At 59.8% G+C, this 18,217-nt stretch carries 14 protein-coding genes; 9 read left to right on the forward strand and 5 right to left on the reverse strand.

What is annotated here, in order from left to right; all coding sequences use genetic code 11:
- Window positions 1-9: 9 nt before the first annotated feature.
- Window positions 10-1,038, forward strand: a complete 1,029-nt coding sequence (locus EHH60_RS20080; RefSeq protein ID WP_245454538.1) for an ABC transporter substrate-binding protein — start codon at window positions 10-12, stop codon at window positions 1,036-1,038.
- Here the strand turns inward: EHH60_RS20080 and EHH60_RS37155 are convergent.
- Window positions 1,035-1,334, reverse strand: coding sequence for a hypothetical protein (locus EHH60_RS37155; protein WP_158626752.1), 300 nt, complete (start codon window positions 1,332-1,334; stop codon window positions 1,035-1,037). The two genes, EHH60_RS20080 and EHH60_RS37155, sit on opposite strands and share 4 nt — an antisense overlap.
- A gap of 574 nt (window positions 1,335-1,908) precedes the next feature.
- Here EHH60_RS37155 and EHH60_RS20090 point away from each other — a divergent pair.
- The 5 genes from EHH60_RS20090 (at window position 1,909) to EHH60_RS20120 (ending at window position 8,579) form a co-directional block, all read left to right on the forward strand.
- Window positions 1,909-3,213: a WcaI family glycosyltransferase gene (locus EHH60_RS20090; RefSeq protein ID WP_124161170.1), complete on the forward strand. Its 1,305-nt coding sequence runs from the start codon at window positions 1,909-1,911 to the stop codon at window positions 3,211-3,213.
- Between the two features lie 150 nt (window positions 3,214-3,363).
- Entirely contained in the window at window positions 3,364-4,434 is a 1,071-nt protein-coding gene (gene gmd, locus EHH60_RS20095) for a GDP-mannose 4,6-dehydratase (RefSeq protein WP_124161171.1), read from the forward strand.
- The gene (fcl, locus tag EHH60_RS20100) at window positions 4,394-5,377 is read left to right on the forward strand and encodes a GDP-L-fucose synthase (RefSeq protein ID WP_124161172.1); all 984 of its coding nucleotides are present in this window, start codon (window positions 4,394-4,396) and stop codon (window positions 5,375-5,377) included. The genes gmd and fcl overlap by 41 nt, the downstream gene beginning before the upstream one ends.
- Before the next feature lie 36 nt (window positions 5,378-5,413).
- Window positions 5,414-6,019 (forward strand): WcaF family extracellular polysaccharide biosynthesis acetyltransferase, encoded by a 606-nt coding sequence (locus EHH60_RS20105; protein ID WP_124161173.1) that lies wholly within the window; start codon window positions 5,414-5,416, stop codon window positions 6,017-6,019.
- Window positions 6,020-8,306: 2,287 nt separating this feature from the next.
- Entirely contained in the window at window positions 8,307-8,579 is a 273-nt protein-coding gene (locus EHH60_RS20120; protein ID WP_124161174.1) for a hypothetical protein, read from the forward strand.
- 38 nt (window positions 8,580-8,617) lie between these two features.
- Here the strand turns inward: EHH60_RS20120 and EHH60_RS20125 are convergent, their stop codons facing one another.
- Window positions 8,618-9,355 (reverse strand): metallophosphoesterase, encoded by a 738-nt coding sequence (locus EHH60_RS20125; protein WP_124161207.1) that lies wholly within the window; start codon window positions 9,353-9,355, stop codon window positions 8,618-8,620.
- A 612-nt stretch (window positions 9,356-9,967) separates the two neighbouring features.
- Between EHH60_RS20125 and EHH60_RS20130 the strand changes: the two genes are divergently transcribed.
- On the forward strand, window positions 9,968-11,398 hold the full coding sequence (locus EHH60_RS20130) for an undecaprenyl-phosphate glucose phosphotransferase (protein ID WP_124161175.1): 1,431 nt from the start codon (window positions 9,968-9,970) through the stop codon (window positions 11,396-11,398).
- A gap of 42 nt (window positions 11,399-11,440) precedes the next feature.
- Here EHH60_RS20130 and EHH60_RS20135 read toward each other — a convergent pair whose 3' ends face one another.
- The 3 genes from EHH60_RS20135 to EHH60_RS20145 form a co-directional block, all read right to left on the reverse strand.
- Complete coding sequence (locus EHH60_RS20135) at window positions 11,441-11,728, reverse strand: hypothetical protein (RefSeq protein WP_124161176.1); 288 nt, start codon at window positions 11,726-11,728, stop codon at window positions 11,441-11,443.
- Between the two features lie 540 nt (window positions 11,729-12,268).
- Entirely contained in the window at window positions 12,269-14,470 is a 2,202-nt protein-coding gene (locus EHH60_RS20140; RefSeq protein WP_124161177.1) for a Wzz/FepE/Etk N-terminal domain-containing protein, read from the reverse strand.
- 31 nt (window positions 14,471-14,501) lie between these two features.
- Window positions 14,502-15,170, reverse strand: a complete 669-nt coding sequence (locus EHH60_RS20145; RefSeq protein ID WP_245454539.1) for a hypothetical protein — start codon at window positions 15,168-15,170, stop codon at window positions 14,502-14,504.
- Window positions 15,171-15,658: 488 nt separating this feature from the next.
- On the opposite strand from EHH60_RS20145, the gene EHH60_RS20150 reads away from it, so the two are divergent.
- Together EHH60_RS20150 and EHH60_RS20155 are read left to right on the forward strand one after the other, a co-directional pair.
- Window positions 15,659-16,870 (forward strand): acyltransferase family protein, encoded by a 1,212-nt coding sequence (locus tag EHH60_RS20150; RefSeq protein WP_245454540.1) that lies wholly within the window; start codon window positions 15,659-15,661, stop codon window positions 16,868-16,870.
- A gap of 7 nt (window positions 16,871-16,877) precedes the next feature.
- Entirely contained in the window at window positions 16,878-18,215 is a 1,338-nt protein-coding gene (locus EHH60_RS20155) for a hypothetical protein (RefSeq protein ID WP_124161178.1), read from the forward strand.
- Window positions 18,216-18,217: the final 2 nt, after the last annotated feature.

The raw sequence follows: 18,217 nt of genomic DNA on the forward strand, positions 1-18,217 counted from the left end.
GGATCAACGGTGACGCGCCGGGTGGCGATCGGTCTCGCGGCGCTGTCCGCAACCGGACTTGTTGTCTTCGCCTTGATTCCTGACGTTACGCCCGTCCACACCCCCGCCGATTCCTCGTTTCACGCCAGCTTCTTCCTGGATGGATCCTACTCCGCTCGCTTCGCGGGGGAGATGATTGCCGCCAAGGAGGGCTATTTCAAGCGAGGCGTCGCAATGAGAGCCCTTCCAGACGATCCCAATTTCGTCGAAACGGTTGCGAGGGAGAATGCAATCGGGGTGACGACGGGCCAGAAGTTCCTGCTTGCGGTTTGGCGAGGGGCTCCTGTCACTGCCTTTGCAGCCAGCTTCCTTGACACCTCGGTGGCAATTTTCGCGCTGGAGCGGTCGGGCTTCCATCGGCCGGCTGACCTCATCGGCAAGCGCATCGGTTGCCGCGAGGGGAGTGAGGCAGAAGTCGTCTTTGACGCCATGATGGCCAGGCTTCGATTGCCACGGAGCCAGATCGTCAAGGTTTCCGACCGGGCCGACTTCCAGGCACTGAGATCCGGGGATGTGGACGCGATCGTTGTCCCGATCGATCAGCAGCCTAGCCAGACAAGCGCGGACTACGTCCAATTGAGCGTTATGAAACCTCAGGACTACGCAATCCACGTGCCTGGGCAGGTTTATTTCGCCAGCAACGATCTGATTCGAGAGCGGCCGTCCGCAATTGCCGATCTGTTGCACGGCTTGGTTCGGGGGTGGCAATTTGCCTATGCCGATTACAGCCGGGCGATTCCGATCATTGTCGATTTTGACCGGGCGGGCCTCGCTCCCGAGCGAGTCAGGTTCGAATTGGAGCAGCAGCGGTCGCTGGTGCTGCCTGTCGGCGCCCGAATAGGCGAATACGACGAAAGTCGGTGGCGAGCCCTGCGCGATATCCTGGTCTTCGCGGGTCTTGGAAGGGAGAACGCCCCGCTGTTTCAGGCTGTCAGCACACAATTCATCAGGGGCGAGTACCGGCGCGCGCCGGAAAAGGAGGGAGCCGGCGCCTTCTAGCGGCCCCGATTCGACATCCCGGGCTGGTGGATGAGTACGCTTTGGTCCGTTGCCTTTTTCCGATCCCGTTGATAAACAATCTGCTCGATATCCGGCTGAATTTTGAAATATTCTGATTTGGCGCATTTCGTGGCCGGTGGGCGAGCGCAGGGGAAGGTGATGGCGAAGCAGACTATCCGGCGGTTGGGGTTGTTGGTATCGGCAATGGTCTTGTTGGCCGGGCCGCAGGCAATCGCTGCGATGCAGTTGCCGGCACCCGTCGTCCCAACGCCGGCCGAACACGTAGTACCGATCACCTTCTGGGCTCAACCATATCCATACCGCTATGTACCGCGGCGGCGTTGTCCTCAAGTCCGCGTGGAAACTCCCTACGGCTGGTATTGGGATCGGGTCTGTATAGCGGAGACCAGCCCGATACTTCGCCGGGCTTACTAGGCGGGACGTTCACGGAGAGCTTGCATTGCTTGTCGCGCTTGACGGCTCTTGACGGTACGCGTTCATCATTAAAATGATCCTTTCTTTACTCCGTTAATGAGAGCTGCCACCACCTCGCAAGCGAAAGAGCGGGGAGCGACAGACTGGTGCCTTGCGCAAGCGCACGTACGGGCCCGGAGGTTCACGGACTGCGGGGCCGAGTTCGGTCAGGCTGCCAAGATCGGCAGAAGCGTGGCGTGTCGGAGCGAAGTTTTTCTTTCCGACGATTTTGGCGGGCCTTACCTAGCGTAGTCCCCTCGATTTCGCACCGGAGTTCAAGCGGCAATTAGCCGCCGCGGCAGCGATCGTTTCAGCGGAGGCTGCGAAGCCAAAGCGGTGATCCTTGGCTGTCTCGGGTTTTTTTGGATACGAGTTATCGTTCAGGATTTGGATTGAATGCGTATTCTTTTGGTCGGCATCAATTACGCTCCCGATCTCATCGGCGTTGCCAAATACAATACGGAGCTTTGCGAAAGCCTTGTTGCCGAGGGCCACGAGGTGAGGGTCGTTACGGCGCCTCCCTACTATCCGGCCTGGAGCATCCCCGCCGGTTTGAATGCCTCCTATTTCAGGCGCTCGATGATGGGGGACGTCGGCGTCATGCGAGCGCCGATCTACGTTCCCAAGCAGCCGACTGGTGCAAAGCGTCTGATTCATCACCTGTCCTTCGCACTGACAAGCTTGGTGCCGGTGCTGATCGATGCGTATTCCTGGCGGCCCGACATCATAATCTCCGTCGCGCCGTCGTTGATGTCGGCCCGATTTGCTTCCTTTGTTGCTCGTCGCATCGGTGCAAAGTCGTGGCTTCATGTGCAGGACTTCGAAATTGATGCCGCATACGGACTGGGACTGCTCCGGAATGCTTCCCTACGGAAGGTGATGCTCAAGGCGGAAGCGGCGGTCCTCAGATCGTTTGATTGCGTTTCCAGCATCTGTCCGCAAATGGTGGAGCGCTTGTGGGACAAAAACGTTGATCCGCAAAGAACGACCGAGATCCGAAACTGGATCGACACGGATGCGATATTTCCCCGCCCAAAGCAGACCAGATATCGCACGTCCCTGAATATCGACGAAGATGACATCGTGGCTCTCTACTCCGGGACCATGTCGGCCAAGCAGGGGCTTGACCTCCTCGTCGGAGCCGCCGCTCTTCTTCGGCGCAATCCGCGACTGCATTTCATCCTCGCAGGCGAGGGGCCACACAAGGCAAGGCTGGTGGAGATGGCCTCCGACAATCCGAGAATTCATTTCCTGGGACTGCAGCCGAACGAAAGTTTCAACGAATTGCTGGCGACGGCTGACCTTCATGTCGTCCCGCAGAGGGCGGAGGCGGCCGATCTTGTATTGCCGTCCAAGCTGGGGGCGATGTTTGCGTCCGCCCGTCCCGTCGTCGCGATGGCAGAAGGGGGCACGGGGCTTGCTGCCGAAGTGCAGGGTGCCGGCTTGCTCGTCCCGGCGGGAGACGTTCGATCGCTTGCAGATGCCATTCTTCACTTGGCCGAAGATCCGTCTCTTTGCGAGAGGCTCGGTGCAGAGGGACGAAAGCGTTCCATCGAGCGTTGGGACCGCCGTACCATCGTGCGTCGCTGGATTGCGAGCATAAGTTCGATTTGCGGACGGCCGGGCAGATCCGAACACGGGCCGGGTGTGGTTTCCGAGAAGCCGGCGGCATCGATCAATGACGCTCTTCCTCTGTCCTGACGGGCCACGTCAGGATGTCTCCTGCGTTAATGATCAGTCCCTGCTACGATTGACCTGCATGGAAGGTCGCTTCTAGATGTCTCCGGCGGTCGAGCCATTCCATCGTCGTATTTGTTTCCAATTCCGGCGGTGAACGGTAGGTTTTCGCATATGAGTGGACGTGTTGCGCTAATTACGGGCGTTACTGGACAAGACGGCGCGTATCTTGCCGAGCACCTCATATCGCTCGGCTATGTCGTTCATGGTATCAAGCGGCGTTCGTCTTCCTTCAACACCGCTCGTGTCGATCATCTGTACCGGGATCCGCATGTTGGTGAGGTGCCGTTCCTGATGCACTACGGCGACATGACGGATTCCACCAATCTGATCAGGCTTGTGCAGCAGATCAAGCCGACGGAGATCTATAATCTGGCGGCGCAGAGCCATGTCGGTGTCAGTTTCGAGAGTCCTGAATACACCGCGAACGCCGATGCAATCGGGGTACTGAGGCTCTTAGAGGCGATCCGCATCCTGGGCATGGAGAAGGAGACGCGGTTCTACCAGGCATCCACGTCCGAGCTGTATGGGCTGGTGCAGGAGATACCGCAGAGGGAGACGACACCGTTCTATCCGCGCTCGCCCTATGGTGTCGCGAAGCTCTACGGATACTGGATCACGGTCAACTACCGCGAGGCCTACGGGATGTTTGCCAGCAACGGCATCCTGTTCAACCACGAGAGTCCCATCCGCGGTGAAACGTTCGTGACCCGCAAGATCACGCGCGCCGTGGCCCGCATCGAGGTCGGGATCGAGGATACGCTTTACCTGGGCAATCTCGAGGCGAAACGAGACTGGGGGCATGCCAAAGACTATGTCGAAGGGATGCACTTGATCATGCAGGCGGATAAGCCGGACGATTTCGTGCTTGCCACTGGCGAGACCCGCTCGGTGCGCGAGATGGTTGAACTTTCCTTCAGGGAGGTGGGACGAGAGATCGAATGGCGCGGCAAGGGCGTTGATGAGATTGGTATCGACAGAAGCAGCGGCAAGACGGTGGTTCGAATCGACCCGACCTATTTTCGGCCAACCGAGGTGGACATTCTGGTTGGCGATGCGAGCAAAGCGAACAAGATGCTGGGCTGGAAGCCGAAGCGGACGTTCGGCCAGCTCGTGCACGAGATGGTGGCAAGCGATCTGAAGGATGCAAGGCGGGAGCGATCGAGTGCCAGCCACAAAGTTTGATCTGAAAGGCAAAAGCGTCTACGTCGCCGGGCATCGGGGGATGGTCGGCGCTGCGCTCGTGCGCCGGCTGGCGCAAGAAGACGTACGGTTGCTCACCGCGAAGCGAACCGAAATCGACCTGACAAACCAGGCTCAGGTGTTCGATTGGTTCGCAAGGATGCGGCCGCAGGCCGTGTTCGTCGCAGCGGCCAAGGTGGGAGGAATTTCGGCGAACGACAAGCTTCGCGCCGAGTTCATCTACGAGAACATTGCAATCGCGGCTAACGTCATCCACGCTGCGCATACGAGCGGTGCCGAGAAGCTGATGTTTCTCGGTTCATCCTGCATCTATCCAAAATTTGCGCCTCAGCCGTTGCGCGAAGACTCGATCTTGACTGGCCTGCTCGAGCCGACCAACGAGCCCTATGCGATCGCCAAGATCGCCGGCATCAAGATGGCAGAGGCCTATCGGCGCCAATATGGCTCTGACTTCATTAGCGTGATGCCGAGCAATCTCTATGGCCCCGGGGACAACTATCACCCGGAATATAGCCATGTCGCAGCGGCCCTGATCCGACGCTTTCACGAGGCCAAGGTCGCCGGAAGCAAGAGCGTCGTCGTCTGGGGGAGCGGTTCGCCGCGTCGCGAGTTTCTCTTCGTTGACGACATGGCGGACGCCTGTATTCACCTGATGAAGAACTATTCCAACGAGCGGCCGATCAACATCGGGACTGGCAGCGACATCACCATCGCTGAGCTCGCCCGTATGATCGCCGGTATCGTCGATTATCGAGGAGACATCGTCTTCGATCCGACACGCCCTGACGGAACGCCGCGCAAGCTGCTTGATGTCAGTCGTCTCTCAACGCTCGGGTGGCAGGCCAGGACTCCGTTGGAGGCCGGGATGAGGCGCGCCTATGAGGCCTACCTGACGACCCACACATCCGCCATAGACGATCGGTGAAACATAGTCCTCCCTCCCTCGGCCGAACTTACCAGAATGCGCGAGTTTCAGAAGCTGGATCAGTTTCGTGTGCCGCCGGGGTTTCGCGGACGGGGAGCGGTCGTCGTGGTGCTTTGGCAGGTCGTTCAATCGACACTCTTTGCACTTTCGCCTCAGCCCTTTTTTGCATGGCGGCGCTTTCTGTTGCGCCTGTTCGGAGCAAAGATCGGCCGCAAGGTGCTGCTGCGCCCGACCGTGCGCGTGACCTACCCCTGGAAGACTGAGATAGGGGACTATTCCTGGGTTGGTGATCACGTCGAGCTGTACAGCCTGGATTGTATTTCAATCGGTTCTCATTCGGTCATTTCGCAGCGATCCTATCTCTGCACGGGATCGCATGACATGGCCGACCTCGCGTTCAGCTACATCACCGCTCCGATCACGGTCGGCGATCAGGTTTGGATCGCCAGCGACGTGTTTGTTTCGCCGGGCGTGAAGGTGGGCAGAGGCGCCGTCGTCGGCGCGCGGAGCACCGTACTCGAGGACGTTCCTCCCGAGGTCGTGGCAATTGGCGAGCCTGCGCGGGTCGTGCGCGATCGCCTCGCGTCCGGCGGGAACAGGTCCTGCAATGCAATCTCGGAGCAATCCGGTCCGCGCCGCTGATTGGCTTGAGCCACGGGCCTCAGATTCCTGATCATGCGCCGTCTTCCGGTCGACACGTGCAGATCGTGATGCCGATCCGGAACAACCTGGCTGACCAAAGGGCGTTGATGTGCCAACCATGCAGCGATTGCCGGTTTGGCGATGCATCAATAAGCTCGGGCGTTTAGGCCGACTTCATCGCGGAGGTCCATATGAGCAGTAGCGGCTCGCAGTTTTCGGCGCTTGGGCCGTGGCGTATCGACGACCGGACGGATGCTGCGCGACGCCTTATTCCAGAGCGCTTACGGACCGGCTTACGTCTGAGCTGCAATCAATTAGGAATTCAACCTTAAGTATGGATGCGGCTCTTGGGATCTGTACTCAGATCGAGAAATCTGCAGCAATCTTGTTGCCCTCGTGGTCCGGATCCAGCGACCCGTTCCAGATCAAAGGTTGCGTCGCCGCCGTCCTCGTTTGACCTCAATCGAGAAATAAGGATATCTGGACCTGGAAATGCAACCTGTGGTGATGTCTGAGCGACGATCCATGCGCCCGAGGCGAGTGAATGCCTGTTGATCGCTACGCCGAATACACGGAAAATCGAAATGGACTAGAGGCAGAGCCGAGGGGACGGCTGATGCCAAGAACTCTCCAGGAACAGCTGGACCAGGTTGAGCGCGACATCAGACTCTTCACGGAGTTTGATAGGGCAGAGAAGGCTCGGTTGAATTGCGAGTCTTACCTGTGGACTGCCGAGGACCGGATCGAGTGGCAGGAGACGCAATCTGACAATGCTCGACGACTACGAGAACTTCTCGACGAGCGTGAAGCTTTGCGCCGCCAGCTGAGTCTCTAAAACCTATGATTGCTGATACTGAAATCCGCAACGAAAAGATGGCGGCTCTCCCTGACCCTGCTTCAAGAATGCCCCCGCTTCGATCTTACCCGCATTCGCCTTCTAATTGCTTTGCCGAGAGCGACGTTCTTCGCGCGGCACCCCGCAATCGGAATGATTGATCAATCCGGCAGCGGACCGCTGCTGACGGATCGAAATCGTCGGTGCGGATGATGCGGGTTCGAGCGCACTTGGTCGCGCAGGCGTGCGGTCTTGAGAAGGTCGAGGACGGCAGCCGGATGCAGCCAGCCATTTCAGTCGGGATGCAGGTGATATCTGTGAGCCAGAGCCGACCCCAGGCCGGAGCGGTGAAGTCGCGCGCCACGACGTACTGCGCATGACCACCTCAAGCACGATCCGTCGGTCTATGTCTTCGGGTTGCAAGCCGGCCTGCTGGCACTTGCGAGGCCTGTGGGCGATACGGCCCCGAGCCAAAATGACGAGAAGCAGCCTTGGAGAATGCGCTGGCTCAAATCCGGCGACCGCTCCCCGGTCAATCCAGCGCCTTTGGTGTTTAGCGCAAAGTCGCCCAAGTCAATTCGCTTCGGTCTCCTACCGGACGTACCAATACCCCCACCAGCGCTGGGACACCGGGCGCGCCTGCGCCTTCATGGCTGCGACTTCCTCGACCGGGCGAAGCTGGGGGCCGTAAATTGCGGGCGGGTAGACGTCATCCCATAGCACAACTCCGCCTTGAATGTGGGCCGCCCGCTGATGCGCCGGAGCAAGGGCGAGCTCGGCGGCTGAAGCCACCGATACGGTCAAGCTGAGGCCGAGGGCAGACAGCGCAATGGATGGAATTAGGCGGCGGAGGTGCATTGGATTGAATCCCTCGTGAGTGAGATGCGAAATAATGCGACGGGTTCCAAATGGTTGCAAGGGCATGGGCTGGCTCGGTTGTCCTAAATTTGACGACCGAGGAAGAGGCATCTGCTCGACGGCAGCAGGCCGCGAGCACCTCCGCTATATGCGTACACCTCTCTATATAGAGCGTGGCCCTTACAGAAGGATTTGGAGCGGGGCTGCCGAGACGAGATGCACGGCAGGCTCGCAGGGCGGCACTGCATGCGCACGAGAGATCACGCCTGAACAATCTTTCGGCGCCAGGAATCGCCGAGAACCATGATGTCGACACACTGCTTGGCCTTGATAAGTCCTGCAATATCCGGGACGACTCCTATGGCTTCTGCACTTGTCTCCGCTTCCATATTCGGCACAGGCCTCATCTTGGGATACGCACTGCGCACCTGGCGCGGCCAACGAGGACCTGCGAGCTCATCTCGCGGCACCTCGCGTCGGGCGGCCCAGCCGACTCCCACCTCGACGTTCGGCCATGCCCGGCGAGCCTTTTAGGTAAGGTCTGATTGGCGCGCGGGCATCTGGGGGCTCGCCGAAAAGAATGGGGCATGACGTATGAGTGAACCCAAGAAGGACGCGCCTCGGCGCTACATCGTCGATGGCGCCGGACAACGTGTGCTTGTTGGGTTGAAGATCTCGGAGACGATCGAATTCGAAACCTTGGACAATCCGGATGCCCGCTTGAGCGCTGGTGCTGAGGCGGAGCCTTGTGTTCGCGAGGACGAGCGTTGGCTCGAGCTCTACATCAAACACGAGCGGGCCTGGAACGATTGGATGGCCGAAACCCGTGCCCGGGGCCGGGTGGAGAAGCCCCGCTTGCTCAACTAACGAAGCGTATCGCCAGGGCCGGCCCGCCGCGTCCGCGCTCACACCGCGAGCATGCGGCTTCCCTGAATGCTCATCAGGGTGAGGTTGCCGGTCGCGTAGGCGCCGGTGTCGATGTTGACGCGGTTGGTCAGGAATTCCGCGCTGCGCACCGGCGTATGACCATGGACAATATACTTGCCGAACTGCTCCTCGCTCCGCAGGAATTCCTCGCGAATCCAGAGCAGATCGCGCTCCGTCTGCTCGGCCAACGGGACGCCCGGCCGAACGCCGGCGTGGACGAAAAAGAAGTCCCCGCAACAGAAGCTCAACCGCAGATTGTCCAGGAATTCCAGATGTTCGGTCGGCATCGCGCGAATCAAGTCGCGCAGGATCGATGCCGGCTCGTCGCGCTTGAGATCTGGCGGGGCCAGTCCGTAGGACATCAATGTCTGGGTCCCGCCGAAGGCAATCCAGTCCTCGAACAGTGAAGGGTCTTCGAACACCCTCACCAGAAAGGCCTCGTGGTTGCCCTTGAGGAAAACCGCATTTCCCCTGCGGCTCCGCTCGACCAGGATGTCGAGGGTGGAGCGCGTATCCGGGCCGCGATCGATGTAATCGCCCATGTAGACTTCGACAGCATAGCGCGGCCGGCTACGCTCGACGTCGGCGTCGATCACCCGCAGCATGGGCTGAAGCAAGTGTGCGCAGCCGTGAATATCCGAGATCGCATAGATGCGCACTCCGTCCGGCAATTGCGGTTTGGGAATGGGCGGGCGTGGTCGCGCGAGAGATTTCATGGCGCTCAATCGGTCGGGTGGTCGAAAAATGTCCCCAAGTCGCCGGCACCGGAGAGCTTCCATCCAACACGAACAACGCAAATTCGGTGGGGCCGCGTCGTCGTTCTCCGACCTGATCACGCCAAAAGAAGGGCGCGGCATTTTTTGCCGGCCTTGTTGCGGCTTCAGGAACGACAGCGGTTCGCAGGAATTGCATCGCTGCCCCGAAGCGTGCGGCAAGTCTGCATGACTCGGCACGAATTTTTGCATGCAGCCACAGATAGAAGGCCCAGGAAATTCTCGTTTCGACCTCGATTGTGCCTTCGGGGAGCAACGCAGCGCCTCAAAGTTGAGCGAAGAAGCGTTGATGCTAACGACTGGCCTTTCATCCGATGCGGAACTTGATTCAAAATAGGGCAGTCCGTCCGCTCATATGTCAGCACTGTGACGACATTTTCAGGGCGCCGAATTTCGCTGCGCATTTCAACACGACGCATTGTCCGTGCGCCGCAAAAGTTTTGAGTGCAGCGCCACAATGTCGCTGCGATCAATCAACACTTTCCATGCGGGGAAGTGACGAGTCTTCAGCATCACGATGAGCGTCAGGCACTCTCTCGATAAGCAGAGGTTCGAATGGCTGTTGCAACTTATGGTTCTGAGAATGCTCATGTGCTGTCATCTGCGCGCGGCAGCGCTCTTCAGAGGCCGTTCCAGATCTTCGTCATCGGTGCTGATCTTCTGTTGATCCTGTTGAGCTATGCGGCGGGTGCTTCGCTGTATGGAATGGCCGTCGCTTCGTCTCCCGACGGCGCATCGGTGGGAGCCGGATTGTTCGTCGGCGTGGTGTTCGTCGGGATTGCCTATTTCCGGGACGTCTATTCCACGCACCGCCTGCTCAATCTCGTGTGGCAGCTTCGAATGGCGGTGTTTATCTGGCTGACGTCGCTCACGATCCTTGCCGTTGCGGCCTTCCTGCTGAAATCGACCGACAATCTATCGCGCGGAACCGTCATCGTGTTCGGCGTGATCGGCGGGCTTGGCTTGATCAGCCTCCGCTTCGGCTGGCAGGCCGTGTTCGGCACGAGCTTTGCGAGAAGCCGGTTGGTCGATCGCAAGGTGATCCTGCTCAGCCTGAAGCCGCTCGACTTCACCTCGAACCGCTTCAAGGATCTGCGCAGGAATGGCTTCGACGTCATGCGCCATTTCGTGCTCGGAGCCGACCAGGATGACGGGCACTGGGAGCGGCAGATCCGCGACGTCATCCGTCAGTCGCGCTCGGCTGATGTCGACGAATATCTGCTTGCGCTCGACTGGAACGAATTGCCGATGCTGCGCAAATTGGGGCCATATTTGCGTGCCGTCCCCCAGCCCATTCGCCTGCTGCCGGACGACTCGGTCGCTGATCTGGTGACCCGTCCCTTTCTGCCCGTCAGCGGAACCGTAGCGGTTGAGATCCAGCGACCGCCGCTCACAATTCTCGAGCGGCTGCAAAAGCGCTGTCTCGACGTCGGTGTCGCTCTGTTCGCGCTTGTGATGCTGACGCCGCTGCTGCTGACCGTTGCCGTGCTGATCAAGCTGGATTCCCCCGGAACCGTCATATTCCGGCAGTCGCGTCGGGGCTTCAACGGCAGGCCGTTCGAAATCTGGAAATTTCGGACGATGACCGTCAGTGAAAACGGCGAGACGGTGACGCAGGCGACCAAGAGGGATGCTCGGGTCACCAAGATCGGGCGCTTCCTGCGCATGACGAGCATCGACGAGCTGCCGCAGCTCTGGAACGTGTTGCGCGGCGACATGTCACTGGTTGGACCGCGCCCGCACGCGCTCGCTCATGACAATTACTACGACGAGCTCATCAGCAAGTACGTCTACCGCCATCACATGAAGCCGGGTCTGACGGGCTGGGCCCAGGTGAACGGATTCAGGGGAGAAACGCCGACGATCGATCTCATGGAGAAACGTGTCGAGTACGACGTCTGGTACGTCAGCAACTGGAACATCTGGCTCGACCTGAAGATCATGGCCCGCACAGCTTCCGCAGTGATGTTCCAGGAAGCCTACTAGTCGGCTCGATCTCTGAAGAACCGGAGCCTCCGACCCGAAGGCTCAGGTTCCATTGCGCGGCGGCCTGCCAAAGATCCGCATGATGGCATCGCGCAGGGCGAGCAGCGGCGGCACGAGCACGAAAAAGGCCCCCATTGCAACGGAGACGATGACGTGGCGGATCGAAAAAGGTTCGTCCTGCTCGATCTCGCGCCGGCTTGGGTCGATGGGCGCCGGCGAGAGCGTCGTCGTCATAGGTTGTCGAAGCGGCTTGCGCGGGGGAACTACGATCAACACGAAGAGAATGTTGAGCAGAACCCAAATCGTCAAAATCGTAAGGGCGATCAGCATCCGAGCCACCGGAAAGGAACTGCCGAGTATGAGGCGAGCTTAGCCTCTGGGAACCGAGAATGAAAGATGCCTAAAGTTTCGGCGATTTGAGGCATCAGGGCCTTGTCTCGTTTGTCGCCGGCTGGTCGCCAATGGCCGCACTGTCCTGGCCACCATCTTTGTCGTCAATCCTTGCTTTTGGCTAGAGCAATAACTGCAAGTTGTGGATTCCGGACGAATACGGAGATCGCGTGCGGGCGCGCAGCGGGATCAAGGTCCGCTCGGCGCTTCCCGATCGAGAGAGGGGTCTCCCCCGCAGCAAGGGACGCGGGTCTGTGGGCCGCCAGCGTCTGACGCCAGTCTGGCTGAAACACGATCCCTGCTGATTGAAGCCCGAGGGTTCTGCTCTCATGCAGTGCTGAGCTTGCTCACCCCGCTTGCGCGGGGGATGCTCCGCATCGGCGCAATTCGAGCTCCCCCGGTCGAGGAGGGTGGACCACGGCGCCCGACCGAACTCCTCATCCATCCGCGCGAGCGGGAGGCGCGGCGCCGCGCCTCCGCTCAGGCATGCTCGACGTAATAGCTGTTGTGGTGCTTGCCCTTGTAAGCCTCGATGCGCTTGAGCATTTTCGGGTTGGCGCGGTTGAGCACGGCGCCGAGCAGCTTCTTCTGGAGGACTTCTGACCCGGAAACCGATTCCTGGAGAGCGCTTCGTGTTGTCTGCCCCCATTCGATGACGTAGACCATGGCATCGATCAGGAAGCTGACAGCCTTCGAATCCGCCACCGGCATCACCGGGGCGAGATCGATCACGATGTACTCATAGTGCTCTCTCAGCACCTTGAGCAACTCGGCCATCGCCTTCGATCCAATGACGTCGGCCGAATTCACCATGCGAGAGGCCACGACGGAGGGAAGGAAATCCAGTCCCGTTTCCTTGCTTCGCTGCACGTGGTAGCCGAGGCTCGCGGGGTCGTTGAGCGCCTCCACCAGTCCGCTCTTGGCGTTGGGCGCGAGCTCTCTCGTCAGCGAGCGCGTGTGCAGATCGCCGTCGATCAGAACCGTGCGGTGCCCCGTCAGAGCGACCAACTGTGCGAAATTCGCGGCGACAGTCGTTTTTCCTTCCTTGGGAAGGGAAGAGACGATGCCGATCACCTTGATCTCGCGGGTCAGGCGGGCAACGTCGATGGACACCTTGATGTTGCGCAACGTCTCCGCAAACCGCGAGAATGGATGATCGACGACGTAGCGAGACAGATCGGATGCGCCGGCCTTCGCGGGTGGACGAATATCGGGCAGGACGCCGAGGCACTTCACGCCGAGCTCGTCCTCGACCTCGCCGGGGGTCCGCAACACGTCGCTCAGCAGTTCACGCGCAAATGCGACGCCGAAGCCGAGACAGAGACCGCCCACCATGCCGCCCACGAGGGCGAGGACCGTTCGCGGCGAGCTCTTGCGGTCCGGCTTGGTGGCGGTGCTGATGAGGCGGGCCTCGCTGAGGGGAAAGCTCTGGTTCTGCGTCGCGCTCTGCAGCTTTTCCAGGAAGTTGTTGTAGAGATTGCGGTAGGTGTCGGCGGCACTTTCGAGATCGCGCAGCTTGACCTCGGCCTGGCCCTTGTTGCCGGCCTGGGCGACGAGCTCCTTCACGTTCTTCTCGAGCGATGCCTCGCGGCTCTTCGCGATCTCGTAGTCGCTGCGATAGGCATCTGCGATCCGACGCACCTCGTCGGCGATGTTCTTGCGCAGCTCGTCCATCTTGTTGGCCAGATTGACCGCCGCAAGGTGGGTCTTGCCGTAGCGCCTGGACCAGTCGGAATATTGGGCCTGCAGGTCGAGATATTGAGCGCGCAGACGGGTGATCACCGAGTTGTTGAGGGCGTCCGTCACGGTTGATTGCGCAACATCCTGATCGGAGATCGTGTCGATCCGGTCAAGCCGGGCCTTGGCTTCGGCGGTCGCAGCCCGCGCCTGAACCAGCTGCGTGTTGAGGTCCGACAATTGCTGCTCGGACATCAGGCCGCGGCTGGTTCCGACGATGTTGTTCTCGGCCTTGAAAGTCTGGACGGCGCGATCGCTGGCCGATGCCTGCTCGCTCAGCTCGAGGCTGCGCTGCTGCAGCCATTCGGTGGCCCGCTTGGTGGACTGATATTTGGCCTCCAGGGCGCCGACGAGATAGGCATTGGCGATCGCGTTGGCGATCTTGGCGGCCTTGTCGGGGCTCCGCGCTTTATAGCTCAGCGACAGCACATATGTCGTCAGCACGCGCTCCGTACGCAGATTCTTCTGAACCTGCTGGACGACCGCATGTTCGATTCGCTCCTGGCTTGCTGGTTCGCCGGAGCCGAATAGCGATGTCAGCTTGCCGATGATGATAGAGAGCAGGCCGGGCTTGGAGCCGTTGAACTCCGGGTCTTCTGTCAGCTTCAGGCGGCGGACGACGGACAGAATGAGGTCGTCCGAGTTGATGATCTCCACCTGGCTGTCGACGTAGCCCGTGTCGATCAGGGCGCTGCTGGCGTTGCTGTCCTTGTCCAGAACCTGAGTCTGCCGCGTATCCATCATGATGCGGGCATTTGCCGTATACATGGGCTGCGCCATGGCCAGGTAGACGATCACCAGGGCCAGCGAAGCTCCCGTACAGACCGCGATGATCGGCCATTGGCGGCGAAGGACGTCGGCCACGCGCTCGAAGCTGAGGACCGCCCCGCCGAATTCAATGCCGAATCGGTGCCCCGACTGGAAATGTTCCCTAGGCTGGTACATGTGCTAATTTGCTGCCTTTGACGATCATGGATCAGTTCGGAAGGGGGACGGGCTTGAATGGATCGGCCAGCTTGGTTCTCCACTCGCCCTCGAGCAGTGCTCCGCCGCGGCCCGGCTGCGGCGAGGTCTTGATTTGCGATTGGACCTGGACGCCGGAGCTGTCGTCTCCTGCGCCGGAATAACCGGCCTGCACGTTGAGATCACCGATCCGCTGCACAAAATCCCTGATCTTGCGCGAGGCGTCCGGCTTGGTCGACGTGCAACGTGCTTCGGCAATGCGCAGCGCAGCGCCGATGGACGAGCGATCGGTTGAGGCCGAGGCCGAGATTAGCGTCTGCACGGAGGGCAGCACCGACGGATTTGTGGCGACGTAGCGCGCGAGCCAATACCGCAACTTCTCCTTGTCATTGCGCAGCCGCTCCAGGAGCGAGGAGGGCGACTTCACGAAGGTGTCGAGTTCGAGTTGCGAGGCGCGGTCCGAGAATTCGACGCACTGCGCGCGGCAAGCACCGGCGCCCGACACGGTCAGCGCAGAACCAATCAAGACAATCGCTAGCCATCGCGGCTGCGCATGACGACATGTTAGTCCGCGGCCCATCAATGTTCCTTGCTTCTGTTGCAATAGGAGAACAGGTGAAACTTGGCAGGAAACTGTGTCATCATTTTGTGCGACGCAAAAGCTGAGAAGCGCCGTCGGCAAGCCAACGGCGTTGCCCGCTTTCTCGCCGGTTGCAAAAGAAAGTTTTACAATGCCTGCGAGACCGGCAAGTCGCGCTCAGGAATGTTGCAAACTGAAAACATATCGGGCACACGGCCGCTCGTCGCAAAACCGACACAAGTGGTGATGCGCGCTTATTGTTCCCCCGGGGCGAGAGATTTTTTCGTGCGACATCTGCACCCGGACAGATCAGTGTGCTGCGAAGAGCATCGATCGTAACAGTGCCGAACTTCGCGCACACTTTGCACGCAAATACTCGCAATCATCACATCCGGATCGGCTTGCGCGCCGAAGCAGGCGCGCATCGGATGAAAGTGGCATGAACTTGGCGCCCGCATGTCCGAAAAATCTGCGAGCCTTGAAATTATCGTCGGGCGTCATGCATCGACTGCCAGTCCGCGATCACAGAGATTGAACAGGCGCGAGACCTGATACACACTGCTGCGATGCAACAGCAACGGAATGTTGATGTGACGGAGTTGGTTGATCGTGAGAAGGCGCATGTCCAGCCGCTCGACAGTATCCGGGGGATCGCCGCGACTTCGGTGGTGATCCACCATCTGCTGCTGATGCCGACCTTTCTCGCGGCATTCCCGCACAACGCCTGGATCAACTGCTCCTTCTTCAGGAGTGCATGGCTGCTGGTCGATCTGTTCTTTGTTCTCAGCGGAATGGTCATGGCGTTGAGCTACATCGAGAACGACTTCACGCGCTTCTCGCTGCGCGAATTCATGATACGGCGCCTTGCGCGAGTCTACCCGCTGCATATCGTCATGCTGCTCGCAAACCTCGTCTTTCGCCTGCTGCGCATCGGCCTGGTCATGGCGGGCGTCATGGTCGCCGCACCGACGGTCTTCGAGGTGAACAACGCCTATTCGTTCAGCCTCAATGTTCTGCTGCTGCATTCGATGGGCTTCATCGACTATCTCAGCTGGAATGCGCCGAGCTGGAGCATCAGCGTCGAGTTCTACACTTATTTCGTGTTTGGTCTGATCGTTCTCTTTGCCCTGCGCATGGGCTCGCTATCGTGGTTCTATGTGCTCTCCGGGCTTCTCGCGGTCGGAAGTCTGGTCTTCATCATCTTCGTGCTCGAAAAGAGGAGCCTCGAGCTTCAGACGGATTTCGGCCTTCTGCGCTGCTTCGTCGGCTTTTTCCTTGGCGTGCTGATGGTGAAGATCGTCGATCGCCTGCGGGCAAAGCCGGGCGCTGCCGTGCAGGGCGTGCTGCAATTCGTCGCCATGATCGCGAGCGTCGTCCTGGTGTCCCTGGCGGAGACCAATCCTGCGGCGACTTTCCTCGCACCAGTGATGTTCGCGATCTTCCTCGGCAGCTTGCTCGCCTTTCCGGATGCGCTGTTAATGCCGCGGATCCTGGTGGCCAAGCCGCTGATCTGGCTGGGGCGCCGCTCGTACTCCATCTATATGGTGCATGCGCTCGTGGTGCTGCTGGCTGAATATTTCGTGCGGGGCGTGGGAGCGGGGCGAATCGCCGCCCTGGATTCGATCTGGGCAGGCCTGCCGGCTACGCTCAATCTCGTCGTTTCACTGGCTGCCGTGCTGGCGGTTTCGCACCTCACCTATCTCTACGTCGAAATTCCCGGCGGCAGGCTCCTGCGAAATGCATTCGGAAGCCCCCCGGATTTTGCGCCATCCCCCGCCCGATCGGCGCGGCTGAGCAACTGAGCCGCGCATGAGCACCTTCGCGCTGCAACCCCGCAGGATGATGCTGATCAGCCTCAATATCGAGGCGATCGCGCTCGCAGCCTATCTGGTCCGGGATGCCTTCGGCGGTATGATGCGGTACTACACCAGCATCATGCATTTGGACGCGCTTTGGTTCGTGCCGGATGGCATTGCGCTGCTGTGCCTGGTCCAGTTCATCGTGCATTGCATCTTGCGCAATCGCAGTATCATGGCGGCAGTTGTCTTCGTGCAGATCATGCTGTCGCTGGTGCTCGGCTACTTCATGCTGGGGACGGTCAACGCGGCGATGTCGTCGTTTAAGATGATGCTCCCGGTGTTCGTCGGATTCTGTTTCTGCGATACCAGTCTGGGCTCCTACAAGAAGTTGCTGTCGGTCATCGCCGCGACGTTCTACCTCTCGCTGATCGGCGTGCTGCTGACGAAATTCTACTTCATGCCCTGGGTCGGATACAAATATGAGTCCTTCGGCGCCGTTCGTGAGGCGGGTCGCTTATGGTGGGCCTATGGCGGTGACGATCAGCGTCTCACGGGTTTTGCTGCCGAAAGTACCATGGCGGCCTTCTTCATACTCGTGTCCTTCGCAATTACGTCGATCCGTAAGAGCACGATGTGGTGCCTTCTGTACGGCTCTCTTGCGGTCTACATCATCCGTCTGACGACCAGCAAGACGACCATGATCGTCCTCGTGCTCTACTTGATTCTGCTGGTGTTCGTGCGGATGCTGCCGGAGAAGTCGCGCTTCTCCGCGATACGGAACATTGCGTTGTGGTCGTTTGCCGCGATCCTGGTGCCGTTCTTCATGATCGTGCTTGCTTCCGGTACCGCCGCGGTGCCGCACACGACCCTGTTCAGCATCGTCGATCGCATCAACAACAGCTGGCAACTGCCGTTCGTCTACCTGAGCCAGCTCATGCCCGTTGGTCTCGTGACCGGCTGCGGCGTGGGCTGCTTCAACTATCCGCAGAAGCTGTTCTCGCCGCTCGCCCCCTTCTGGGTTCCCGTCGACAATTTCTACATCGGCACGTATCTGATGTTCGGACTCCCGTTCGTCGCATTCATGGTGATGGTATTCCGGGCGACGTTCGGCACGACCGACGTCTACAAGCTGACGCTGATCTTCGTCGTCAACTTGTTCACGATCACCGTTCTGAACTACGGCCCGGCGTCCGGCCTGCTGATTATCGCGTTGAGCTTCAGCGAGGTGTTCTCGCGGCGCACGGCCACGGCGCGGGCGGGCGACGCCGTGCCAATCATCGTACGGCCACCGATGCCGTCATTAGAAGGCTTCCGCCCGGATGTACCGGCGGCGAGCGGAAGCAGGTGAGA

Source organism: Bradyrhizobium sp. RP6, assembly GCF_003837805.1.
Classification (GTDB): domain Bacteria; phylum Pseudomonadota; class Alphaproteobacteria; order Rhizobiales; family Xanthobacteraceae; genus Bradyrhizobium.